The 22,120-nt window shown below is 63.8% G+C and carries 19 protein-coding genes; 8 read left to right on the top strand and 11 right to left on the bottom strand.

Annotated features, from left to right (window positions below; genetic code table 11):
• Positions 1 to 97: 97 nt before the first annotated feature.
• From iolE to CO656_RS09195, 5 genes are all read right to left on the bottom strand, one after another.
• Entirely contained in the window at positions 98 to 997 is a 900-nt protein-coding gene (gene iolE / locus CO656_RS09175) for a myo-inosose-2 dehydratase (RefSeq protein WP_097525518.1), read from the bottom strand.
• Positions 998 to 1,219: 222 nt separating this feature from the next.
• Positions 1,220 to 3,073: a 3D-(3,5/4)-trihydroxycyclohexane-1,2-dione acylhydrolase (decyclizing) gene (iolD, locus tag CO656_RS09180; RefSeq protein ID WP_097525663.1), complete on the bottom strand. Its 1,854-nt coding sequence runs from the start codon at positions 3,071 to 3,073 to the stop codon at positions 1,220 to 1,222.
• Between the two features lie 108 nt (positions 3,074 to 3,181).
• Entirely contained in the window at positions 3,182 to 5,125 is a 1,944-nt protein-coding gene (gene iolC / locus CO656_RS09185) for a 5-dehydro-2-deoxygluconokinase (RefSeq protein ID WP_097525519.1), read from the bottom strand.
• A 109-nt stretch (positions 5,126 to 5,234) separates the two neighbouring features.
• Positions 5,235 to 6,095 (bottom strand): MurR/RpiR family transcriptional regulator, encoded by an 861-nt coding sequence (locus CO656_RS09190; RefSeq protein ID WP_037420896.1) that lies wholly within the window; start codon positions 6,093 to 6,095, stop codon positions 5,235 to 5,237.
• Positions 6,096 to 6,362: 267 nt separating this feature from the next.
• Positions 6,363 to 7,493 carry a Gfo/Idh/MocA family oxidoreductase gene (locus CO656_RS09195; RefSeq protein ID WP_097525520.1) on the bottom strand — a complete coding sequence of 377 codons (1,131 nt, stop codon included), beginning with the start codon at positions 7,491 to 7,493 and terminating at the stop codon, positions 6,363 to 6,365.
• 259 nt (positions 7,494 to 7,752) lie between these two features.
• Between CO656_RS09195 and CO656_RS09200 the strand changes: the two genes are divergently transcribed.
• Positions 7,753 to 8,595: a class II glutamine amidotransferase gene (locus tag CO656_RS09200; RefSeq protein ID WP_097525521.1), complete on the top strand. Its 843-nt coding sequence runs from the start codon at positions 7,753 to 7,755 to the stop codon at positions 8,593 to 8,595.
• A gap of 15 nt (positions 8,596 to 8,610) precedes the next feature.
• On the opposite strand, the gene coaBC is transcribed toward CO656_RS09200, so the two are convergent.
• From coaBC to ubiE, 6 genes are all read right to left on the bottom strand, one after another.
• Positions 8,611 to 9,816, bottom strand: a complete 1,206-nt coding sequence (coaBC, locus tag CO656_RS09205) for a bifunctional phosphopantothenoylcysteine decarboxylase/phosphopantothenate--cysteine ligase CoaBC (RefSeq protein ID WP_097525522.1) — start codon at positions 9,814 to 9,816, stop codon at positions 8,611 to 8,613.
• A 164-nt stretch (positions 9,817 to 9,980) separates the two neighbouring features.
• Entirely contained in the window at positions 9,981 to 10,523 is a 543-nt protein-coding gene (locus CO656_RS09210) for a YbhB/YbcL family Raf kinase inhibitor-like protein (protein WP_097525523.1), read from the bottom strand.
• A gap of 135 nt (positions 10,524 to 10,658) precedes the next feature.
• A complete protein-coding gene (locus CO656_RS09215; RefSeq protein WP_097525524.1) occupies positions 10,659 to 11,519 on the bottom strand; it encodes a helix-turn-helix transcriptional regulator in 861 nt (286 codons plus the stop codon).
• 123 nt (positions 11,520 to 11,642) lie between these two features.
• Entirely contained in the window at positions 11,643 to 12,146 is a 504-nt protein-coding gene (locus CO656_RS09220; protein ID WP_097525525.1) for a GNAT family N-acetyltransferase, read from the bottom strand.
• A 351-nt stretch (positions 12,147 to 12,497) separates the two neighbouring features.
• Positions 12,498 to 14,072, bottom strand: a complete 1,575-nt coding sequence (ubiB, locus tag CO656_RS09225) for a 2-polyprenylphenol 6-hydroxylase (RefSeq protein ID WP_037420880.1) — start codon at positions 14,070 to 14,072, stop codon at positions 12,498 to 12,500.
• A 4-nt stretch (positions 14,073 to 14,076) separates the two neighbouring features.
• The gene (gene ubiE, locus CO656_RS09230; RefSeq protein WP_097525526.1) at positions 14,077 to 14,853 is read right to left on the bottom strand and encodes a bifunctional demethylmenaquinone methyltransferase/2-methoxy-6-polyprenyl-1,4-benzoquinol methylase UbiE; all 777 of its coding nucleotides are present in this window, start codon (positions 14,851 to 14,853) and stop codon (positions 14,077 to 14,079) included.
• A 181-nt stretch (positions 14,854 to 15,034) separates the two neighbouring features.
• On the opposite strand from ubiE, the gene mutM reads away from it, so the two are divergent.
• The 7 genes from mutM (at position 15,035) to CO656_RS09265 (ending at position 22,113) form a co-directional block, all read left to right on the top strand.
• Positions 15,035 to 15,925 carry a bifunctional DNA-formamidopyrimidine glycosylase/DNA-(apurinic or apyrimidinic site) lyase gene (gene mutM / locus CO656_RS09235; RefSeq protein WP_037420875.1) on the top strand — a complete coding sequence of 297 codons (891 nt, stop codon included), beginning with the start codon at positions 15,035 to 15,037 and terminating at the stop codon, positions 15,923 to 15,925.
• 53 nt (positions 15,926 to 15,978) lie between these two features.
• On the top strand, positions 15,979 to 16,752 hold the full coding sequence (locus CO656_RS09240) for an enoyl-CoA hydratase (protein ID WP_097525527.1): 774 nt from the start codon (positions 15,979 to 15,981) through the stop codon (positions 16,750 to 16,752).
• A gap of 190 nt (positions 16,753 to 16,942) precedes the next feature.
• The gene (rpsT, locus tag CO656_RS09245) at positions 16,943 to 17,209 is read left to right on the top strand and encodes a 30S ribosomal protein S20 (protein WP_018235071.1); all 267 of its coding nucleotides are present in this window, start codon (positions 16,943 to 16,945) and stop codon (positions 17,207 to 17,209) included.
• Positions 17,210 to 18,316: 1,107 nt separating this feature from the next.
• Entirely contained in the window at positions 18,317 to 19,759 is a 1,443-nt protein-coding gene (gene dnaA, locus CO656_RS09250) for a chromosomal replication initiator protein DnaA (protein WP_234819747.1), read from the top strand.
• Positions 19,760 to 19,923: 164 nt separating this feature from the next.
• Positions 19,924 to 20,298, top strand: coding sequence for a YciI family protein (locus CO656_RS09255; protein WP_097525528.1), 375 nt, complete (start codon positions 19,924 to 19,926; stop codon positions 20,296 to 20,298).
• Positions 20,295 to 21,563: an RNA polymerase sigma factor gene (locus tag CO656_RS09260; RefSeq protein WP_097525529.1), complete on the top strand. Its 1,269-nt coding sequence runs from the start codon at positions 20,295 to 20,297 to the stop codon at positions 21,561 to 21,563. The genes CO656_RS09255 and CO656_RS09260 overlap by 4 nt, the downstream gene beginning before the upstream one ends.
• 73 nt (positions 21,564 to 21,636) lie before the next feature.
• Positions 21,637 to 22,113, top strand: a complete 477-nt coding sequence (locus CO656_RS09265; RefSeq protein WP_037420831.1) for an SRPBCC family protein — start codon at positions 21,637 to 21,639, stop codon at positions 22,111 to 22,113.
• Positions 22,114 to 22,120: the final 7 nt, after the last annotated feature.

Here is a 22,120-nt window from a genome sequence, read left to right on the forward strand (position 1 = left end):
AGAGGGGACTTTAAGCGGCGCTGCATATCCCTTCTCCCCGCGAGCGGGGAGAAGGTGGCGGCAGCCGGATGAGGGGGCGCTGCCAACGAATAAGAGCTTACTTGTCCAGCCCCGCTTCCTTCGCAAACGCCTTCAACGATTTCAGGCCCAAGGACTGGTATTCGAACGGATTGCGCACCGCCGAATCCTGCTCGGCCTCGATCACCAGCCAGCCATCATAGCCGTGTTCGGCGGCGATTTTCAGCACCGGCAGGAAGTCGACACCGCCTTCGGCATCGCCGGGTACCGTGAAGACGCCGCGGCGCACGCCTTCGAGGAATGAGAGTCCTTCGCCTTCAACCACTTTGCGGACCGTCGGACGGACGTTCTTGCAATGAATGTGACGGACGCGGTCCATGTATTTCTTCGCCACTTCCACCGGATCGGAGCCGCCGAACCAGGCGTGCCCGGTGTCGAGCAGCAGCTTCGTCGCCGGCCCTGTGTTTTCCATCAACAGGTCGATCTCCTCGCCGCTCTGGACGATCGTGCCCATGTGGTGGTGATAGACGAGGTCGATGCCCTGGTCGGCGCAATACTCAGCGATCACCTCGAGATCCGCGCCGAAATTCTTCCACTGATCGGCCGGCAGCACCGGCTTGTCCCTGACGAGCGACCTGGAATCGTCGCCATGGATGGCGTTCGAGGTCTCGCAGACGATCGCCACCTTGCAGCCATTGTGCTTCAAAAGATCGAGATGCGGCTGGATGGCCTTTTTCTCGGCCTCGACGTCATGGGTCAAGAGATTGGTCGAGTGCCAGCCGGAGACGAAGACGAGGTCGTAGGATCCGAGCTTCTGCTTCAGCGCCTCCGGATCGGACGGCATCTTGTGGCCCTTCTCGATGCCGTCGAAGCCGATCTTCTGGCAATCGGAGAGGCAGTCCTCGAGCGTCAGATGCGCGCCGATCGAATGGTCGTCGTCGTTGCTCCAGGCGATCGGGTTGGTTCCGTAGCGGATCATGGTCTCACTTTCTGGTTTGTCTGCTCGAAGCGGTTGCTTCGTTATCTTTTGGCGCAATGCCCCTCAACCGGCTGCCGCCACCTTCTCCCCGTAAGGACGAGGAGAAGGGATATGCCGCGGCCTCCGAAGTCCCCTCTCCCCGCCTGCGGGAGAGGGCTAGTCCTCGGGTTAAACCCGAGGAGAGGGGCCCCTGAATGTACTGGAACCCGTGGTTTATTGAGATCAACCGAAGCGCTGCGACTGCAGTGCCTTCTCGTAACCGTCGCGGGCCACCTTCACCTGCTCGCGCTCCGAGACTTCCGGAACGGCGACGTCCCACCAATGGCCGCCGGCCTCGGTCGTGATCAGCGGATGGGTGTCGATGACGATCACCGTGGTGCGGGCCTCGTTGGCGGTTTCGGCAAGCGCCGCTTCGAGTTCGGGTATCGAGCCGACCTTGCGGGTGACGGCTCCCATGGCGGCGGCGTGCGCGGCGAAGTCGATCTGCGGCAGTTCTACGTGATGCGTGTCCTGAAGCAGATTGTTGAAGTTGGCGCCGCCGGTCTCCATCTGCAGCCGGTTGATGCAGCCGTAGCCGGCATTGTCGAGGAGAACGATGGTGAACTTGGCGCCGAGCATGATCGACGAGGCGATCTCCGAGTTCAGCATCATGTAGCTGCCGTCGCCGACCATGACGATCACGTCGCGCTCGGGCCTGGCAAGCTTGACGCCGAGGCCGCCGGCAACCTCGTAGCCCATTGTCGAGAAGCCGTATTCCATGTGGTAGCCGCCGGGCTCTTCCGCCTGCCAGAGCTTGTGCAGCTCGCCGGGCAGACCGCCGGCGGCGCAGACGAGCGTCGTCTTGTTGCCGCCGCGGGCGCGCTGGACGGCACCGATCACCTGGGCGTCGGAGGGCAGCGCCGCATTGGTCGTGGCCGTCGCCTTGTCGGCCGCGGCCATCCATTCGGCCTTGCCGGCCTTCGCCTTTTCCGTCCAGCTCCGGTCGACCGTGTAGCCACCGAGCCCGCCGGACAGGCGGTTGAGGCCGACCCGCGCGTCGCAGATCAGCGGCAGGCCGTTGTGCTTACCGGCGTCGAAGGGCTGGACATTGAGGCCGATGATTTTCATCTCGTCGTTCTTGAAGAGCGCCCAGGAACCGGTGGTGAAGTCCTGGAGGCGCGAGCCGACGGCGAGCACCAGGTCGGTCTCCTCGGCAAGCCGGTTGGACGCGGAGGTCCCGGTGACGCCGACCGAGCCCATGTTGAACGGATGCGAATGCGGCAATGCGGACTTGCCGGCCTGCGTCTCGACGACTGGGATGCCGTGCCTTTCTGCAAAGTTAGCGAGGTCTGCGGTCGCTTCGGAATAGAGCACGCCGCCGCCGGCGATAATGATCGGCTTCTTCGCGGACTTGAGCAATTCGATCGCCGATGCCAACTCGTCGAGGTCCGGTTCGATGCGGCGCGGCACCCAGATCTTCTCTTCGAAGAAGGATTCCGGATAGTCATAGGCTTCCGCCTGCACGTCCTGGCAGAGCGACAGCGTCACGGGACCGCAATCGGCCGGATCGGTCAGCACCTGCATGGCGCGGCGAAGCGCCGGGATGATCTGTTCCGGCCGGGTGATACGGTCGAAATAGCGCGACACCGGACGGAAGCAGTCATTGGCCGAGATGGTGGCATCGCCGAAGTTTTCCACCTGCTGCAGCACCGGATCGGGCCGGCGGTTGGCGAAGACGTCGCCGGGCAGGAACAGGACAGGCAGGCGGTTGACATGGGCGAGGGCCGCCGAGGTGACCATGTTGAGGGCGCCGGGGCCGATCGAGCTCGTGCAGGCCATGAAGCGGCGGCGGAAGCTCGCCTTGGCAAAGGCGATCGCAGCGTTCGCCATGCCCTGCTCGTTTTGGGCGCGGTAGGTCGGCAGGGTTTCGCGGATGGCGTAGAGCGCCTCGCCGACGCCGGCGACGTTGCCATGGCCGAAGATCGCGAAGACGCCGCCGAAGATCGGCACGCGCTTGCCATCGATGATCGTCATCTGCCGGGTCATGAACCGCGCCACGGCCTGTGCCATGGTCAGGCGCACGGTTTTCTGGCTCATCTTGAATTTCCTCCAGGTGGCGAAGTCCGCTTCGCCCATTGTCGTTTTTAATGCCGCAGGCCGGCTATAAGTACAGCAGGCTTCGGGTGCTTCCCACGTCCTTCCTGCTTAGGCAGCCTTTGTTTCACCCAAGCGCAGCCAGAGATCCACCAGCGCCTTGAACTTCGCCGCCATGTCGGCGACGGCCTCGTCGTCGCTCATCGACCCGGTGAGCCAGCTCTTGGCGGCGTCGGCAAAGATCGTCCGGCCGACGGCAAATCCTTTCACCGACGTCGACGTCCTCGCCGCCGCGAACCCGTCCTTCAGGACCTCGTAAGGGGCCTCGAGGCCGAGCAGGACGACGCCCCGGCAGAGCGGGTCGCGGTTTTCGATGACGGCGTCGATGGCGGCCCAGGCGCCGCGGCTCGCCTGCGGCTCGAGCTTCCACCAGTCGGGCTTCAGGCCGGCATCGTAAAGCTCGTTGAGCGCCCGCGGTATCGTGTCGTCCTCAAGCGGACCGTGCTTGCCGGCGATGATCTCGATCAGGATCTCGCGGCCGACCTTGCGGGCCGCCTCGAAGGCCGAACGAAGCTTGGCGACCTGCGTCGCCTTCATTTCGGCCGGATCGTCCGGGTGATAGAAGGAGAGCACCTTGATGCAATGGTCGACGGGCCAGTCTATGAGCCGGCTGCCGAGATCCTGGCTGAATTCGAACTGCAGCGGCCGCGAGCCCGGCAGCTCGATCGGCTTGCCGATCCAGAAATCGCGGTAGGCACCGGCGGCATAAAGGGCGTCTCGGCCGTATTTGTCGTCGATCAGCATGCCGAAGCCGGACCGGCCGGCGGCCACTTCAGCAGCGGCCTTGACGGCGAGCGCCTTGAAGGCCGGGATGCGCGCCAGCAGCTCCGGCTTGCCCTCGGCGATATCCTCCAGCTGGCTGCGGTGGTCGATGGCGAACGCCATCAGCAGCGGGATGTCGCGGCGGCGCGTCGTCGCCCAGTGCACGTGGTTGATCGCCTCGTCCTTGCGCAGCGCCTTTTCTTTGCTGCCGTGCTCCAGGAAGAACTGCAATTCAGTCCAGGTCGGGATCTCCGGCGCGCAGAGCAGCCGCGATACCGCGAAGGCGCCGCAGGCATTGGCCCAGGTGGCCGAGGTCGCATGCGGCTCGCCCTTCAACCAGCCGCGCAGGAAGCCGGACATGAAGGCGTCGCCGGCGCCGAGCACGTTATAGACCTCGATCGGGAAGCCCTTGCCGACAATGCCGTCCTCGAGATCGTCGGAGATCGGCCCGTCATAGACGATGCAGCCCATCGGTCCGCGCTTCAAGACGATCGTCGCGTTCGACAGCGACCGGATGGTCTTCAAGGCTTGCAGCAGGTCGCTCTCGCCAGACGCGATGAGCACCTCTTCCTCGGTGCCGACGATCAGGTCGCAATCGCCGAGCACGGTCTTCAGGTGCGCCGAGACGCGGTCGGAAGCGATATAGCGGCTTTCGCCCGCATCGTGGCCCGCGAGGCCCCAGAGGTTCGGGCGATAGTCGATGTCGAAGACGATCTTCGCGCCGCTTTCCTTGGCGATCCGGATCGCCTTGCGCTGCGCGGCATCGGTGTTGGGCTTCGAGAAATGCGTGCCGGTGACGAGGACCGCGCGGGCGGAGCGGATGAAGTCCTCCGCGATGTCATCTTTATTGAGCGCGTTGTCGGCGCAATTGTCACGATAGAAGAGCAGCGGAAACGACTTTTCATTCTCGACGGAGAGGATCGCGAGGGCGGTCAGCCGTTCCGGATCGGTGACGATGCCGCGCGTCTCCACGCCCTCGCGTTGCAACTGTTCGCGGATGAAGCGGCCCATCTGCTCGTTGCCGACGCGCGTCAGCAGCGCCGATTTGAGCCCGAGGCGCGCGGTGCCAACCGAAATATTGCAGGGGCAGCCGCCGACCGACTTGGCAAAGCTCGCCACGTCCTCAAGCCGCGTGCCGATCTGCTGACCGTAAAGGTCGACCGAGGCTCTGCCGATGGTGATGATGTCGAGGGGCTTGGCGCCCTTTGCCGATGCCGATGGAATCTGGCTCACTGCTTCCTCCCCGCGGACGCCGCGCCGGCGCCGACAGATTTCGTTAGGTGCTGGGCGATGAGTGTATGAAACATAAATTCCGTCCTCTCGTCAATATGGAATTTTCGTTCTATATTGACGCGGCATCTTCGGCGCGACGGCGTTTTTCGGCGATCGCCACGGTCAGCGCCATGGCGAAGGCCATGCTGGCCGAAAGCGAACGGAAGCCGGCATGATCGGCTTCGACGAGCTCGAACCAGACCTTCGACGACTCGGCCAGCGGCGAGAAAGCGGAGTCTGTCAGCGACACGACCGGAACCCTTCGATTCGCTAAAAGCCGAGCCTGGGCCGCACTCTCGGACGCATAGGGCGAGAAGCTGACGGCGAAGGCGGCATCCTCTTTCGTCGCCATCGCCAGCATGTCGTCGTCGATGCCGGCGGCCGTGCCGACATGCTGGTATTTCACTTTCAGCTTGCCGAAGGCGTAGGCCATGTAGCTGGAAATCGGATAGGAGCGGCGCTTGGCGATGAGATAAATCGTCTCCGCCTTGGCGAGGATGTCGACGGCCTGCTCGAAGGCTTCCGGGTCGACCGATGTTGCGATGTTGTCGAGCGAGCGATGCGCGGCCGCCACGAAGCCGTTGAAGATCGAGCCGCTCTCGAGCTTGCTGTGCTCGTTGCCGCGCAGCGCCTTCAACCGGTCCTCGTAGCCCGGTGTTCGCTCACGCAGGCGCGCCCGAAAAATCTGCTGCAGACTCGAAAAGCCTTCGAAGCCGAAATGCTGGGCGAAGCGCACCAGAGTGGACGGCTGGACATCGGCCGAGGTGGCGATGCTCGCCGCCGTGCCGAAGGCGATTTCGTCCGGATTGTCGAGCGAATAGGCGGCGACCTGTTTCAGCCGCTTCGGCAATTGCGCCTTGCGTTCGAGGATGACGGCCTTCAGCGCCTCGAAATCCTGCGGGGCATCCGTGGTCGTCTCCGATGTCGACATCGTTCAGCGTCTCCAGGCTCGCTTGTTCTATTTGCCTCACTTTAATCGATTAGGCGATACGGGCATAGAACGGACGTTCTATTTTTGTGGATTTTCCGTAGCGGTGAAAAGCCGTTTGGCCCCTCATCCCGCTGCCGCGACCTTCTCCCCGCGCGCGGGGAGAAGGGATATGCCGCGCCCTCCAAGTCCCCTCTCCCCGCTTGCGGGGAGAGGGTTAGGGTGAGGGGCGATTCCCGGGCGTCGTTTCCTCTCGAGAAGAAAACGCCGTCAGCCGATCTCTACCCATTCGTTGCTCCTGGCCGAGCGGTAGGTGGCCGAAAGCACCTTCTGGACCTCGTAGCCCTCGCGGAAATCGGTAGTCGGTCTCCCTCCCTTGGCGATCGCCTCCAGGAACTCGTGAACTTCGATCGCCTTCAGGTCGTTGAAGCCGATCTGGTGTCCCGGTGCCACGCAGAAGGCGCCGTAGGGCGGGTGTTCCGGTCCGGCCCAGATGGTGCGGAAGCCGCGGCTCTTGATGTCGCCGTCGGTCGAATAGACCTTGATTTCGTTCAGTCGCTCCTGGGTGAAGACGATGCTGCCCTTGGAGCCGTAGATTTCGAAGTCATGCTGCATCTTGCGGCCGGTGGCGATCCAGTTCGCCTCGAAGCTGCCGCTCGCGCCGCTCTCGAAGCGGATGAAGGCGCGGGCGATGTCGTCGACTTCTACCGCGCGGGTCTCGGTTGCGCCGCGTGCGACCGGACGCTCCGGTATGTGGATGACCGTCTCCGCAAGCACGGATTTGATCGGGCCGACGAGGTGACGCATGCAGGCGATGATATGGCTGCCGATGTCGGCGAGCGCGCCGCCGCCGCTCCTCGGATCGAGCCGCCAGGCCCACGGCATCGTGGCGTCGGCCATGAAGTCTTCGGCATGGACGCCGCGGAACGAGCGGATTTCGCCGATCTCGCCGCTGTCGATGATCTCCTTGGCGAGGAAGATCAGCGGGTTCTTCAGATAGTTGAAGCCCACCTGGGTGACGAGACCGGCCTTTTCGGCGGCCCCGACCATCTCGGCGCAGTCGGCGACGGTCGGTGCCAGCGGCTTTTCGCAATAGACGTGCTTGCCATGGGCGATGGCTGCAAGCGCCATTTCCTTGTGCAGGAGGTTCGGCGTGGTGATGTCGATGATGTCGATGTCCGGGTCTGTCAGGAGCTCGCGCCAGTCGGCGGTCGCCTTGCGGAAGCCGAGGCGTGCGCGGGCAGCCTCGGCACTCTCTGCGGTGACGTCCGCGACCGAAACCAAATCCAGGTCGAAGGGCAGGTCGAAAACCCGCGAAGCGATCGTGAAGCCGAGCGCATGGGCCTTGCCCATGAATCCCGTACCGATCAGGCCGACACCCAGTTTGCGTTTGCCGCTCATGCCATTCCTCCCGGCCGAACCTTCGTATCCGGGTGGAAATGAAATGAAATGTACGAAGCTTGTCAATATGGAATGTTTGTTCGAAATCGCTTTCCGATATCAAGCGAGACAGCGCATGTGACGGCAGGCCCGCTGTCGTTGAAAAGCACGCCATGCGAAAAGTGTTAACGCATTTTTACCATGTTCCGTTGGAACATCGCCGTGACGATCGTCGGCGAATCGCCTTTTATCAAAGAACCCGAACCGGAGTGATCGACGCATGTGCCGCTGGGCAGCCTATCGTGGAGAGCCGCTTTATCTCGAGGAACTGGTGACGTCGCCGGCGCATTCGCTGATTGAGCAATCCCATTGCGCGACACGGGCGAAGACCGCCACCAATGGCGACGGCTTCGGCATCGCCTGGTATGGCGACCGCCCGGAACCTGGCCGCTATCGCGACATCCTGCCCGCCTGGTCCGACTGCAACCTGAAGAGCATTGCGCGGCAGATACGCTCCCGCCTGTTCCTGGCGCATGTCCGTGCGGCGACCGGCGGCGGCACCCGGCGCGACAATTGTCACCCCTTCGTGCATGGCCGCTGGGCCTTCATGCACAACGGCCAGATCGGCCATTTCGAGCACCTGCGGCGGCCGATGGAAAACATGCTCGCCGACGATCTTTATGCGGCCCGCACCGGCACGACGGATTCGGAGCTGCTTTTCCTGCTCGCCCTGCAGTTCGGCCTCGACCGCGACCCGCTCGGCGCCGTTGCCGAGGCGCTCGGCTTCGTGGAGCGCCTCGCCGAACAACTCAGCCTGAAGGTGCTCGTCCGCTTCACCGCGGCATTTTCCGACGGTGAGGATCTCTATGCGGTTCGCTACGCCTCCGACCGCAAGGCGCCGACCCTCTATGCCGCCCCGATGGGAGCGCAGGGCGGCTACTGCCTAGTCTCGGAACCGCTCAACGACGACGACAATGCCTGGGCCGAGATACCGGACGGCTCGGCCGTCATCGTCGGCGAAAACGGCGTCGACGTTCGCCTTTTCAGCGCGTCAGACGGTTCGGCGCGGGAGTCCGTTGCCGGGGCGTCTCCCTCCGTAAAGATCGCAAGCCCTGTTGCCTGATCGAAGCGGCGCTTCTTATGACAACAGTTTCGCGGCGATCAGGCTTGCGAGCTTGTCGGCCACTTCGTCCTTGCCCATTTCCGGCCACTCCTCGGTGCCGTCGCGGGCGATGAGCTTCACCCGGTTCCTGTCGCCGCCCATGATCCCAGTTGCCGGCGAGACGTCGTTTGCGACGATGTAATCGGCGCCTTTCCTTTCAAGCTTTGCCCGGCCGTTCTCCGCGACGTTTTCCGTCTCCGCGGCAAAGCCGATCACCAATTTCGGGCGCGATGCATGATGGCCGATGGTCTTCAGGATGTCGGGATTTTCGGCAAGTTGCAGCGGCGGCGGTGCCTCGCCCGGCCGCTTCTTGATCTTGTTGCCGGCGGCGGAAGCGACGCGCCAGTCGGCGACCGCCGCCACCATCACCGCTACATCGGCCGGCAGCGCGGCGACGACCGCGTCGCGCATCTCATCGGCGCGCTCGACCCGAACGACCCGCACGCCCGCGGGGTCGGGGATCGTTACAGGACCGGAGACGAGAGTGACGTCGGCCCCGAGCCGCGCCAGCGCCGCGGCGATGGCATGACCCTGCTTGCCGGATGAGCGGTTGGCGATATAGCGGACCGGGTCGATCGGCTCGTGCGTCGGCCCGGAGGAGACGATTGCCTTGCGCCCGGCAAGCGGCTTTGCGCCGGCGAGTAAGTCCTCGCTCGCCGCGACGATCTCCAAGGGTTCGGCCATCCGGCCTTCGCCGGCCTCGCGGCTTTCCGCCATCTCGCCAGAGGCCGGCCCGACGAAGCGGATGCCGTCGGCGGCAAGCGTCGCGCGGTTGCGGCGGGTCGCTGGATGCGCCCACATCTTCGGGTTCATCGCCGGGGCGACGAGCACGGTGCGATCGGTTGCGAGCAGGATCGTCGAGGCAAGGTCGTCGGCATGGCCGCTCGCCATCTTGGCCATCAGGTCGGCGGTCGCCGGCGCCACCACGACGAGGTCGCACTCGCGCGCCAGCCGGATATGCCCCACATCCTGCTCGTCCTCGCGTGAAAAGAGCTCCGTATAGACGTGTGAGGCCGAAAGCGCACCGACCGCGAGCGGCGTCACGAACTGCTGCGCCCCGGCAGTCATTACCGGCCGGACCGTGGCGCCGCGTTCGCGCAGCCTGCGGATGAGGTCCAGGCTCTTATAGGCCGCGATGCCACCGGAAATGATGAGGAGAATACGCTTGCCCGACAGTGTCATCCCGCTTCGGCTTTTCGCCGCTCCTTGCTGTATGACGCGAGCCTATCCGAGGCGACTGACCCGCGCAATCGGAGGCTCAAGGCTGCGCCCGCCGGAATGACGCTGCACCCTGCGGCTGAAATCCGCCGCAGGGAACAAAGCGCTGTGCTGCCGCTGATGCCGGATCAGCGCTCGTAGGTGACCTCGATCGTCGCCTGGTCCAGCGCGTTCGCTCGGGTAAAGAAACCGACCATGGCGGCGGGGGCGTCCTTGTCGAGAGGAAGCTTGTCGACGGACAGCGCGTAGACCGTGAACTGGTAGCGGTGTGGTCCATGACCTTCCGGCGGGCATGCACCGCCATAGCCGGACGAACCGAAATCGGTGCGGCCCTCGATCGCGCCGATCGGAAGCTTTCCGCCTCCGCTCGCCCCATTCGCGAGCTCCGTCGCATCTGCCGGAAGGTTGAATACCGTCCAATGCCACCAGCCGGAGCCGGTCGGGGCGTCAGGATCATAGGCCATGATCGCGAAGCTCTTGGTGCCCGCGGGCGCGCCCGACCATTGCAATTGCGGCGAGATGTTCTTGCCGCTGCAGCCGAAGCCGTTGAAGACCTGGGCGTCGGCCATGGTCGTTCCGGCCGCCAAGTCGTTCGAGGTCAGTTTCATTTCGGCGTGCGCGGCGGTAGCGCCGAGGAAGCTCAGGGCCAGAAGTGTGGTGATGAAGCGCATGGATCTTTCCTGCAGTTGCTGGAGCAATTCCAGGAAAAGTGTGCAACGGTCTCTCCGTATGGAATTGCGTAGTTTCAGAGGGTTAGGTCAGTTCAGTGTTTCAGGGAAACAATGAGGTGATCTGACAAAGAAACCCTATCCCCAGACGGACACAGCGTCTCTCCTGATCTGCTCAACTTCTGTCCCGATCCGCTCAAAAATTCCGAGATCGCCGCGTACCTCGCGCGGATTGATGCCGAATCTCTCCTTGAACCTTGCCGAGAACTGCGATGGCGAGTCGTAGCCGACCTCCTGGGCGACATGGGCGATCGGCAGGGTGGTCGTTTGCAGCAGCGCCAGCGCCCGCGTCATGCGCGTATCGCTCAATGTTTCGGTGAAACTGGTGTTTTCCGCCGCCAGCTTACGCCGAAGCGTGGCCTCGCTCATGTTGAAGCTGCGTGCGGCCTGGCCGAGGGTCCAGTTGCGGGCAGGCTCGGCTTCGATCATCTGGCGCAGGCGATGCTGCAAAAGGGGATTTCCCTGGACGCCCAATACGGCGCCGCTCAGAGCAAACCAGGTGATGAGTTCCATCAAGCGGACCGTCGCCACGGGGGCGGGGAGCCTCGAGAAATTTTCCGGGGAGCAGCAGAAGTCAAACAGAGCCACGGCCTCGGCGGGCAGGTCCAAAGCCTTCACGGGAAGGGCGGTTCGAGGTGGCGTGATGAAAGCCAGGCGGGCATATGTTTCCTCGAACAACGGACGCGGTACGGGTAGGATGCGCGCTTCGTAGTTCTGCGGTGCCTTGGGAATGTTCTCCATCGTCATGGGTTGGTGGTCGGGCAACAGGCCAAACTCGCCGGCTGTGAGCAGCAAAGGCGTGTCGCGGATGACCACGACCTTGTTTCCCGAACGCACATGGATAAGCACCGGGGTGGTGTTCGTCAGGCGATGAAGGCAGGTTCTTCCGCCCTGGCGGATGACGGCGCCGGCCACAACAGGAGGAGTTTCGTGCTTCATGTGCTGGTCTCCCGATTTGGCGAACGGCAATGACAGTTCCGCCGGTCGATCGCAAGACGCGGGACCCGTGAATCGGTCAGAGCTACTCCGCGCCGGTGGGGGCCGCAGGCACGCTTCCTCCGATCACGGCCGCAGACGCGCCATCGCGAAGACGTCGGCATATGCTCCGTCGCGCAGCGCATAGGATTTCAACACGCCTTCGGTGACGAAACCGGCATTGCGGTAGAGGCCGATCGCCGCCTCGTTGTCGGTGAAGACCGTCAGTTCGATGCGTAAAATGCCGAGCCAGCGGTCCGCGGCCTCGGTCAGCGCCTCGAGCAGTGCCTTGCCGATGCCGCGCCGGCGGTAATCGTCGTGGACCGACATGCCGATGTCGGCCGCATGCCGCCGCCTTCCTTTGTGCCGGTGCAAACCGGCAAGCCCGACAATCTGCCCCTCGAGTTCGGCGACGATAACCATGTCGTTTTCCGTAAGGCTTTCGAGCCAGCGTCGCGTCTGCTCCGGCGGCGCAAAGGGCAGGCGTAGCGTTCCGGAGCGAATGCCGGGCAGATCGCGCAAAGCGGCGAGGACTTCCCAGTCGGAGATGGACGCGGCGCGGATATGAAGTGCGGGTGAACCAGCGGTCATTGTTTCCTCTCTCTTCTCGCCGAGGAAACAGAGCCGAACCCTGCTTGCCTCGGCAGGGTTGGCATGAAGACGGCTCGCTTAGTGCAACAGGTCTCCCGCACACCCTGAGGTCTGCGTGGTCACCGGCATCACGAGCGAAAAACGACTGTCCATGGACGGATACTATTCCAGGATGCGGGATGTAGGAAGGGTGTTCGTGAGCACTTTGCCCCTCACCCTAACCCTCTCCCCGCAAGCGGGGCGAGGGGAATGAAGCGGCGCGGCTTTGTCCCTTCTCCCCGTGAGCGGGGAGAAGGTCGCGGCAGCGGGATGAGGGGCTCAAATGCAAAGCAGCCTGCTTCACTCCACCGGTCAAACAAGCTGCCATGCAATGAAAATGAGCGTTGCCGCGATCACCCAGAGCGCCAGCCGACCCGACCGGGTGTGCCTTGCCTCCGCCCGGCCGATCGCTTCTGCCGTCTCCGGATCGAAGCGCAGGCCATTCTCGGTCATCGCCATGATTTCGGCCGAGAAACGTTCGGTGCGCGCGGCGATTTCCGGAACGGCTTCGGCGACCCGGAGTGCCGCGTGCAGCCCGTCGCGCAGATCCGTGACGATCCTTTTCGGGCCGAGATTGTCGCGGATCCATTTCCCGACGACCGGTTCCGACGCCTTCCACATGTTGAACCGCGGGTTGAGCGTGCGGGCGACGCCCTCGACGACGACCATGGTCTTCTGCAGCATCACGAGCTCGGGGCGCGTCTGCATGTCGAAGAGCTCGGTCACCTCGAAGAGCAGTGTCAAAAGCTTGGCCATCGAGATCGTTTCGGCCGGCTGGCCGTGGATCGGTTCGCCGATGGCACGGATCGCCTGGGCAAAGCTCGCCGCGTCATGGTGCGAGGGCACGTAGCCCGCCTCGAAATGCACGTCGGCGACGCGCTGGTAGTCGCGGGTGATGAAGCCGAAGAGGATCTCGGCGAGGAAGCGGCGCTCCTTCTTACCGAGCCGGCCGACGATGCCCATGTCGACCGCAACGATATGGCCTGCCTCGTCGACGAACAGATTTCCCTGATGCATGTCGGCGTGGAAGAAGCCGTCGCGCAGCGTGTGGCGCAGGAAGGACTGGATCAGCGTTTCGGCGAGCGTATTGAGGTCGTGGCCGGCGGCCTTCAGGCCCTCGATATCCGACATCTTCACGCCGTCGATCCATTCCATCGTCACGACGTCGCGGCCGGTGCGCTCCCAGTCGACCTTGGGGACGCGAAAACCGGAATCCTCCTTGGTGTTCTCGCCGAGTTCGGAAAGGGCGGCGGCCTCGAGCCTGAGGTCCATTTCGACCTTGGTCGTCTGTTCGAGCGTCTTCGTCACCTCGACCGGCCTCAGCCGGCGCGTATAGGGCAGGAACCGTTCCTGCATGCGCGAAACGAGATACATCGCCTCGATATCGGCGGCGAAACGCTGGCGCACGCCCGGGCGGATGACCTTGACGGCCACCCTTTCGCGCCTGCCGTCGCGCAGGACGACTGCCGGATGGACCTGGGCGATTGAGGCGGCCGCCATCGCTTCGGAAAACTCGACGAAAAGCGTATCGACGGAGCGGCCGAGCGAGCCTTCAATGGCGGCCCGCGCCTCGCTCTCGGGAAATGTCGCCATCCGGTCCTGCAGGAGGGAGAGGTCGGCGGCAAGCTCGGCGCCCACGACGTCGGGACGCGTGGCGAGAAACTGGCCGATCTTGACATAGGAGGGGCCAAGCCGTTCGACGGCCCGGGCGAGCCGGCCGCTGCGCACCTCAAAGCGGGCCCTGCGGCGGGCAAGCAGCCCGGCGAGCCGCTGTACGAAACGCGCCAGCGGCGGAAGGTGTTCGGACGGGACCGCTGCAAATGCGTCCTCGCGCGCGAGCACCCAGCCTATCCGCACGAGACGGAAATATGCTCCAGGCGTGCTCATGCGGTCAGATCTTCCAGCCGGAATGCAGGGCTGCGATGCCGCCGGTGTAGTTGGTGAAGGAGACGCGGCCAAAGCCAGCAGTGCGGATCATCGCGGCGAAATCGCGCTGGTCCGGGAACTTGCGGATCGATTCGACCAGATACTGGTAGGGCGCGTCGTCGCCGGTGATGAGCTTGCCGAATTTCGGGATCGCGTTGAACGACCAGGCGTCATAGAAGCGGTCAAGCAGCGGCATCTCGACCTCGGAGAATTCGAGCACCAGCAGCTGGCCGCCGCGCTTCAGCACGCGATAGGCCTCCTTGAGCGCCACGTCGATGCGCGGCACGTTGCGAATGCCGAAGGCGATCGTATAGGCATCGAACGAATTTGCCGCAAAGGGCAGGTCCTCGGCATTCGCCTCGACGAATTCGAGATTGCCGAGAAGCCCCTTTTTCCTGGCGCGCTCGGCGCCGACGGCAAGCATCGAGCCGTTGATGTCGAGCACCGTCGCATGCGCCTTGCGGCCGGAGGCCTCGACGATGCGGAATGCGATGTCGCCCGTGCCGCCGGCAACGTCGAGGACGCGATAGTCCTCACGGCGCGGCGGGTTGAGCGCGGCGATCATCGCATCCTTCCAGACGCGGTGGAGGCCGGCCGACATGACGTCGTTCATGATGTCGTAGCGCTTGGCGACCTTGTGGAAGACGTCGTTGACCAGCGGTTGCTTTTCGCCCGTGCCGACCTCGCGGAAACCGAAGGAGGTCTCCATTCCGCCATCCGTCGATACGCGCTCATCCGTCATACGAAACTCCACTTCACGAATTTTGCCGGCACCATAGCGAAATCGCCCCGCACGCGCTATCTCAGCGCGCGGGACATGGCTGCGACATAGCGCATCCGTATAGGCCATCGATGCTGCCATGGGAATGGTGCGCTCGCCCTGCGGGCGGATGGAATGAACAAAGAGTGAAGGAAGACGGCCGATGCCGGAATTGCCTGAGGTCGAGACGGTCAAACGCGGGTTGGCGCCGACGATGGAGGGGGCGCTGCTGGTGCGCGCCGAATTGCGCCGGCCGGACTTGCGCTTTCCCTTTCCTGACAATTTCGCCGCCGCCGTGTCGGGCCGGCGCATCGTTGCGCTCTCGCGCCGCGCCAAATATCTGATGATCGATCTCGAGGGCGGCGATGTCATCGTCGCGCATCTCGGCATGTCCGGATCGTTCCGGATCGAAACCGGGGCGGCACCAGCCACGCCCGGCGCGTTCCATCATCCGCGTGGCAAGGACCAGAAGCACGACCATGTGGTCTTCCATCTCGACGGACACTCCGGCCGGGCGCGGGTGATCTACAATGATCCGCGCCGCTTCGGCTTCATGGATCTGGCACGCCGCGACACGATCGCCGAGCATGCCTTCTTCCGCGGCCTCGGGGAGGAGCCGACGGGAAATGCCCTCGACGCCACTTATCTGGCCCAGCGCTTCGTCGGCAGGGCGCAGCCACTGAAAGCGGCGCTCCTCGATCAGAAGACCATTGCCGGGCTTGGCAATATCTATGTGTGCGAGGCGCTGTGGCGCTCGGGCCTGTCGCCGAAACGCGCGGCGGGCACGCTCGTCGACAAGCGCGGTCGTCCGAGAAAGACCTTGTCCGCACTTGTCGAGGCGATCCGGGCGGTGATCGCCGATGCGATCGCGGCCGGCGGTTCTTCGCTCAAGGATCATATCCAGGCGGATGGCAGCCTCGGCTATTTCCAGCACGCCTTCTCCGTCTATGACCGGGAGGGCGAGGCTTGCCGCAAGCCGGGCTGTGGCGGTACGGTCGCTCGCATCGTTCAGGCGGGGCGTTCGACCTTCCATTGCCCGCGCTGCCAGAAATAAGCGGGGAGGGCCTCAGCGCCTACCCATCGAGTTCGAAATTGGAGGAGACGACAATGAGTTACGAGACGCTGCTGGTCGAAACGCGCGGGCGTGTCGGCCTGATCACTCTCAATCGGCCGCAGGCGCTGAACGCACTGAACTCGACCCTGATGCGCGAGCTTGACGCGGCGTTGAGGGCCTTCGACGCGGACAAGGGGGTCGGCGCGATCGTCATCACCGGCTCGGAAAAGGCCTTCGCGGCCGGCGCCGATATCAAGGAAATGCAGTCGCTCGATTTCGTCGACAGCTATCTCGGCGACTTTCTCGGCGGATGGGAACACGTCGCCGGCGCCCGCAAGCCGATGATTGCCGCCGTGTCGGGCTTTGCGCTTGGCGGCGGCTGCGAGCTTGCGATGATGTGCGACTTCATCATCGCCTCGGAGACGGCGAAATTCGGCCAGCCGGAGATCACCCTCGGCGTCATTCCCGGCATGGGCGGATCGCAGCGCCTGACGCGCGCGGTCGGCAAGGCGAAGGCGATGGACCTGATTCTGACCGGCCGCATGATGGACGCGGCAGAGGCGGAGCGGGCCGGCCTCGTTGCGCGCATCGTTGCGCCCGACAAATTGATGGAAGAGGCGCTCGGCGCCGCCGAGAAGATCGCCTCCTTCGCGCTTCCGGCGGTGATGATGGCCAAGGAAGCGGTCAACCGCTCGCTGGAAGTAACGCTCGCCGAGGGCCTGCGTTTCGAGCGGCGGCTGTTCCAGGCGCTTTTCGCCACCGAGGATCAGAAGGAGGGGATGGCCGCCTTCGTGGCGAAGCGCAAGGCGGAATTCAAGCACAGGTGAATCGGCAAGGTGCGGGATTTCGCAAAATGCGCGTTGACGCGCGGGCGCTTTCCCGCTATACGCCGCCTTCAGTTTGAAACGCCATCTCGCATGGCTTTCCGATACTGCTCCCGAATTGCTTGGATGACAGGTCGCAGTGACCCGGCACGGCGAAGGCGGAGTTCATGTCAGTTTTCGAAGAGAGGCATCAATGGCCAATACAACTTCGGCGAAAAAGGCGACCCGCAAGATCGCACGCCGTACCGCAGTGAACAAGGCTCGTCGTTCGCGCGTCCGCACCTTCGTCCGCCAGGTTGAAGAGGCGATCGCTTCCGGCGATCAGGCAGCCGCCGCCGCTGCCCTGAAGGCAGCTCAGCCGGAACTGATGCGCGCCGCCACCAAGGGCGTGCTGCACGCCAACACGGCGTCGCGCAAAGTGTCCCGTCTGGCCCAGCGCGTGAAGTCGCTTTCGGCCTAACCCGGCTAAATAATAAGCAGTTGATGAAAAGCCCGGCGCGTGCGCCGGGCTTTTCGGATTCATAATTCTGCCATGGTCGTGACTAGCCTGCCAGAAGGGTGGTTGTGTCAGTGGCGTGACAAAATTATTGAAACGATTTCAAGCGGTTGCGCGAGGTTGTCACAAGGAATAGGTGTCGGCGGCTTGCCCTCTTCGAGGCGAAGTGAGTCAAGCAGATTTTTATTTTTTTTCTTTTTCGCCAGCTAAACACGGCAGCAAAAATTAAAACCCTTGATTCAACAGGGATTCTTTCGGGACTCGCAAACCCGCATGCAAAACGCGGCACGAGAGTCAACTGCCAGCGCTTAAGAAGCGGTAAAAATCGCCATTGATCTTACCCATCGATCCTGCCTAAATGGCTTCCACAGGGGACACGGATCACATCTGTATCAAGGAGGTTTGGAGTCATTTCAACGAGATGGCTTTGGGCTTTCTGTTCCCTGTGGCGGGGGAAATCCACGTCGCTCAATCAGACAAGTCGAGATGGTGAACCGGGCGATCCGTCGCCGCGGGGCGAGGACATTTCGTCTTAAGGTTGTGTCGTGCGCGGCCCCGATCGGTACTGTGTCGGTGTTCGTTCAAGAGGAAGGAGACCGGGTTACCCGCTTCGTACGAGGGTGCGGCGTAGTCGCAATGAATAGGACCGGATGGCTTGAAAACGGCCACACGGAATCGATAGGACTACAGCGCCACGCACCTTGTCTCGGTGCGCAAAGGTCGCTGTAGAGTTTTGAGTGCTGCATGGTTCCGTCCTTGAATCGAAGCCGGTTCAGGGAAGCATGCAGGAGGCGCGAGGGGACATTCGCTTGTTCGAGGCGAGCGGGTGCGCGCAGCGCGCAGCGGGGCGGGATTATGAGGAGCCCGATTCACTGCGACAGGGCGTCCGTCGGACGCGGCATGGCTTCGGAAGGCGGCCGTGTCCGATGGATAAAAGAATGACGCCGGCAGCAATGACGGCATCGGACAATGATATTGGAAGGCGGCAACATGCAGATGAATTTGGCGACGGCGTCTGAAGGATTTCAGGCCGGAAGCAATCAGTCTCAGGCGGCGGGGGAAAAGCACGACATGCGGCATGACGCACTTTTCGAGCGGGTAAGTGCGCGTCTAAAGGCCCAGGTCGGTCCGGATGTCTTCGCCAGCTGGTTCGGGCGTCTCAAGCTCCATTCGGTATCGAAAAGCGTCGTGCGCCTGTCGGTGCCGACGACATTCCTGAAGTCGTGGATCAACAATCGCTATCTCGATCTGATCACCAATATTTTCCAGCAGGAAGACGGTGAGATCCTGAAAGTGGAGATCCTCGTCCGCACCGCGACCCGGGGCCAGCGTCCGGCGGTTCACGAGGAGGCAGCGACTGCGGCAGCCGAACCTGCGCCCGCTGCCCCGGTCCGCCGCACGGCCTCGCCGCAGCCGGTCGCCGCTGCCGCCGCCACGGTCGCCGCCGCCGCAAAGCCGGCCCAGGCGCCCCTTTTCGGCTCGCCGCTCGACCAGCGCTACAATTTCGAGAGCTTCGTCGAAGGCTCCTCCAACCGCGTTGCGCTCGCTGCCGCTCGCACCATCGCGGAGGCCGGCGCCGGCGCCGTGCGCTTCAATCCGCTGTTCATTCACTCGAGCGTCGGCCTCGGCAAGACGCATCTCCTGCAGGCGATCGCACTTGCGGCTCTGCAGAGCGCCCGGGCGCCGCGCGTCGTCTATCTGACGGCCGAATATTTCATGTGGCGTTTCGCCACCGCGATCCGTGACAACGACGCGCTGTCGCTGAAGGAATCGCTGCGCAACATCGATCTTCTCGTCATCGACGACATGCAGTTCCTGCAGGGCAAGTCGATCCAGCACGAATTCTGCCATCTCCTGAACATGCTGCTCGACTCGGCCAAGCAGGTGGTCGTGGCGGCGGACCGGGCGCCCTGGGAACTGGAATCGCTCGATAGCCGCGTTCGCTCGCGCCTGCAGGGCGGCGTGGCGATCGAGATGGAGGGCCCGGACTACGAGATGCGCCTCGAAATGCTGAAGCGCCGCCTCGAAGCGGCCCGTCAGGACGATGGGTCGCTCGATATTCCGCAGGAAATCCTGTCCCATGTGGCGCGCAACGTCACCGCCAGCGGCCGCGAACTGGAAGGGGCCTTCAACCAACTCCTCTTCCGCCGCTCCTTCGAGCCGCAGCTGTCGATCGAGCGCGTCGACGAGCTCCTCGGCCATCTCGTCAATGCCGGTGAGCCGCGCCGCGTTCGCATCGAGGACATCCAACGCATCGTCGCCAAGCATTATAACGTCTCGCGCCAGGAACTGGTCTCGAACCGCCGCACCCGCGTCATCGTCAAGCCGCGCCAGATCGCCATGTATCTTTCGAAGACGCTGACGCCGCGCTCCTTCCCGGAAATCGGCCGCCGCTTCGGGGGCCGCGATCACACGACCGTCTTGCACGCGGTGCGCAAGATCGAGGAACTGATCGCGGGCGACACGAAGCTCAGCCACGAGATCGAGCTGCTCAAGCGCCTGATCAATGAATAGGGATAGGTAAGCTTGTAGTTACGAAAAGCCCGGTTCGACCGGGCTTTTCGTTGGCCGGCACCCGCGGGTGTGCGTGGCATGCGGCTTGCCCCGTGTTTTTTTCGCCGCGCTTGTCGGCTATCTCTTTCGTCATTCGTCTATTCAATCGAAGCGGGAGAGTCTCGATGCTTTACGCGGTGCTTTGCTACAATACGGAAGACGTCACCAGTGCCTGGACCAAAGAGGAGGACGACCAGGTCATGCGCGACCTGACGGCGGTCCAGCGCAAATATGCCGAAGCCGGCAAACTCGGCCCGGTTGCACGGCTTCTCCCGACGACCGCGGCCACCACATTGCGCCACCGGCCGGGCGAGACCGTTGTCATGGACGGACCCTTCGCCGAGACCAAGGAGCAACTGCTCGGCTTCTACCTGATCGATTGCGCATCGCTCGACGAGGCGCTGGATTTTGCCCGCGAGCTGAGTGCCGCCAATCCGGCCGACGGCTCATACGAGATCCGCCCGCTTTCTCTCTACAAACCGGGCGAGCTTGCCCCATGACCGACACGGCCTGGATCGACCTTGCCCTTGTTTCCGCGCGGCCGCAGGCCATGGGCGCGCTGCTGCGCTATTTCCGCAATCTCGATCTGGCGGAGGAAGCCTTCCAGGAGGCCTGTATCCGGGCATTGAAGACCTGGCCGACGAACGGACCGCCGCGCGATCCCGCCGCCTGGCTGATTTTCGTCGGCCGCAACAGCGGTATCGACAAGGTCCGGCGGCAAGCGCGCGAGACGCCCCTGCCGCCGGAGGACATTTTCTCCGACCTCGGGGACCGGGAAAGCGAGCTTGCCGACCGTCTCGACGGCGCGCATTATCGCGACGACATCCTGCGGCTGCTCTTTGTCTGCAGCAATCCGGCCCTGCCGGCGACACAGCAGATCGCGCTGGCGCTCCGCATCGTTTCCGGCCTTACCGTCAAGCAGATCGCCCGCGCCTTTCTCGTCAGCGAGGCAGCGATGGAACAGCGCATCACCCGTGCCAAGGCGCGGGTCGCTGCGGCCGGCATCCCGTTCGAAACGCCGGACGCCGCGGACCGCGCTGAGCGGCTCGCGGCCGTCGCGACGATGATCTACCTCGTCTTCAACGAGGGCTATTCGGGCATGAACGGCCCCGAGGGCGTGTCCGCGGATCTCTGCGACGAAGCGATCCGGCTCTCCCGACTGCTCTTGCGCCTGTTTCCGGCGGAGCCCGAAATCATGGGGCTGACGGCGCTCCTGCTTCTCCAGCATTCGCGCGCTCGTGCCCGCTTCGACGCGCATGGCGCCATCGTCCTCCTCGACGATCAGGATCGCTCGCTGTGGAGCCGGCCGATGATCACCGAGGCGCTGGCGATGATCGACAAGGCGATGCGCCATCGCCGCCCCGGTCCCTACCAGATCCAGGCGGCAATTGCGGCCCTGCACGCGCGCGCCGAGCGGCCGGAAGGGACGGATTGGGAGGAGATCGACCTGCTCTACCAGGCGCTCGAGCGTCTGCAGCCGTCCCCGGTCGTCACCCTTAACCGCGCGGTGGCCGTCTCGAAGCGACAGGGGCCGGAGGCGGCGCTGGCACTGGTCGAGCCGCTCGCCGACAGGCTCTCCGGCTACTTCTATTTCCACGGCCTGCGCGGCGGCCTGCTCAAGCAGATGGGCCGGGCGCGCGAGGCGCGGATTGCCTTCGACCAGGCGATCGCGCTTGCGACCAACGCGGCGGAGGCAGCCTATATCCGCAAGCAGCTCGACCATCTTGCAGGAGAGGCGGGCACCTCGCGCGGAGGCCAGCAATAAAAATCTTCTGCCGCTGTCGGGACTCGATCTCCCCCATCGTCCTAGGTTCGAACCCAGCAAGGAGGAATTGCAAATGACCGCAGCAGCCGACGTCGCCAACGAACGCGAACTGATTTTGATCCGCCTGATCGACGCGCCGCGTGAGAAAGTCTATCGCGCCTTCACGGATCCGGAGCTGCTGAAGCAATGGTTCGCGCCCTTGCCGTGGACGATCACGGAAGCGGAGCTCGATGTCCGGCCGGGCGGCACCAACCGTTTCGTCATGCGCTCGCCGGAGGGCGAGCTTTATCCCAACCAGGGCGTCTATCTCGAAGTCGTGCCGAACGAGAAGCTGGTCATGACCGACGCCTATACGGAAGCTTGGAAGCCCTCCGAAAAGCCCTTCATGACGGCGATCCTGACCTTCGAGGAGGAGGGCGGCAAGACCCGTTACACCGCCCGCGCCTGCCACTGGAGCGTCGCCGATCGCGAGGCCCACGAGAAGATGGGCTTTCACGAGGGCTGGGGCCAGTGTGCCGACCAGCTCGCGGCCCTTGTCGCAAAACTCTGAGCGGAGG

This window comes from Sinorhizobium sp. FG01, assembly GCF_002531875.1.
GTDB lineage: Bacteria > Pseudomonadota > Alphaproteobacteria > Rhizobiales > Rhizobiaceae > Sinorhizobium > Sinorhizobium fredii_C.

Bases quoted from the DNA above. Each gene is read 5' to 3' on its own strand.
- CO656_RS09260 (WP_097525529.1), top strand. From the start codon at position 20,295: ATGACCGACACGGCCTGGATCGACCTTGCCCTTGTTTCCGCGCGGCCG.
- CO656_RS09200 (WP_097525521.1), top strand. From the start codon at position 7,753: ATGTGCCGCTGGGCAGCCTATCGTGGAGAGCCGCTTTATCTCGAGGAA.
- CO656_RS09220 (WP_097525525.1), bottom strand. From the start codon at position 12,146: ATGACCGCTGGTTCACCCGCACTTCATATCCGCGCCGCGTCCATCTCC.
- CO656_RS09265 (WP_037420831.1), top strand. From the start codon at position 21,637: ATGACCGCAGCAGCCGACGTCGCCAACGAACGCGAACTGATTTTGATC.
- dnaA (WP_234819747.1), top strand. From the start codon at position 18,317: ATGCGGCATGACGCACTTTTCGAGCGGGTAAGTGCGCGTCTAAAGGCC.
- rpsT (WP_018235071.1), top strand. From the start codon at position 16,943: ATGGCCAATACAACTTCGGCGAAAAAGGCGACCCGCAAGATCGCACGC.
- iolE (WP_097525518.1), bottom strand. From the start codon at position 997: ATGATCCGCTACGGAACCAACCCGATCGCCTGGAGCAACGACGACGAC.
- CO656_RS09240 (WP_097525527.1), top strand. From the start codon at position 15,979: ATGAGTTACGAGACGCTGCTGGTCGAAACGCGCGGGCGTGTCGGCCTG.
- CO656_RS09255 (WP_097525528.1), top strand. From the start codon at position 19,924: ATGCTTTACGCGGTGCTTTGCTACAATACGGAAGACGTCACCAGTGCC.
- coaBC (WP_097525522.1), bottom strand. From the start codon at position 9,816: ATGACACTGTCGGGCAAGCGTATTCTCCTCATCATTTCCGGTGGCATC.
- CO656_RS09215 (WP_097525524.1), bottom strand. From the start codon at position 11,519: ATGAAGCACGAAACTCCTCCTGTTGTGGCCGGCGCCGTCATCCGCCAG.
- mutM (WP_037420875.1), top strand. From the start codon at position 15,035: ATGCCGGAATTGCCTGAGGTCGAGACGGTCAAACGCGGGTTGGCGCCG.
- ubiB (WP_037420880.1), bottom strand. From the start codon at position 14,072: ATGAGCACGCCTGGAGCATATTTCCGTCTCGTGCGGATAGGCTGGGTG.
- CO656_RS09210 (WP_097525523.1), bottom strand. From the start codon at position 10,523: ATGCGCTTCATCACCACACTTCTGGCCCTGAGCTTCCTCGGCGCTACC.
- CO656_RS09190 (WP_037420896.1), bottom strand. From the start codon at position 6,095: ATGTCGACATCGGAGACGACCACGGATGCCCCGCAGGATTTCGAGGCG.
- ubiE (WP_097525526.1), bottom strand. From the start codon at position 14,853: ATGACGGATGAGCGCGTATCGACGGATGGCGGAATGGAGACCTCCTTC.
- CO656_RS09195 (WP_097525520.1), bottom strand. From the start codon at position 7,493: ATGAGCGGCAAACGCAAACTGGGTGTCGGCCTGATCGGTACGGGATTC.
- iolD (WP_097525663.1), bottom strand. From the start codon at position 3,073: ATGAGCCAGAAAACCGTGCGCCTGACCATGGCACAGGCCGTGGCGCGG.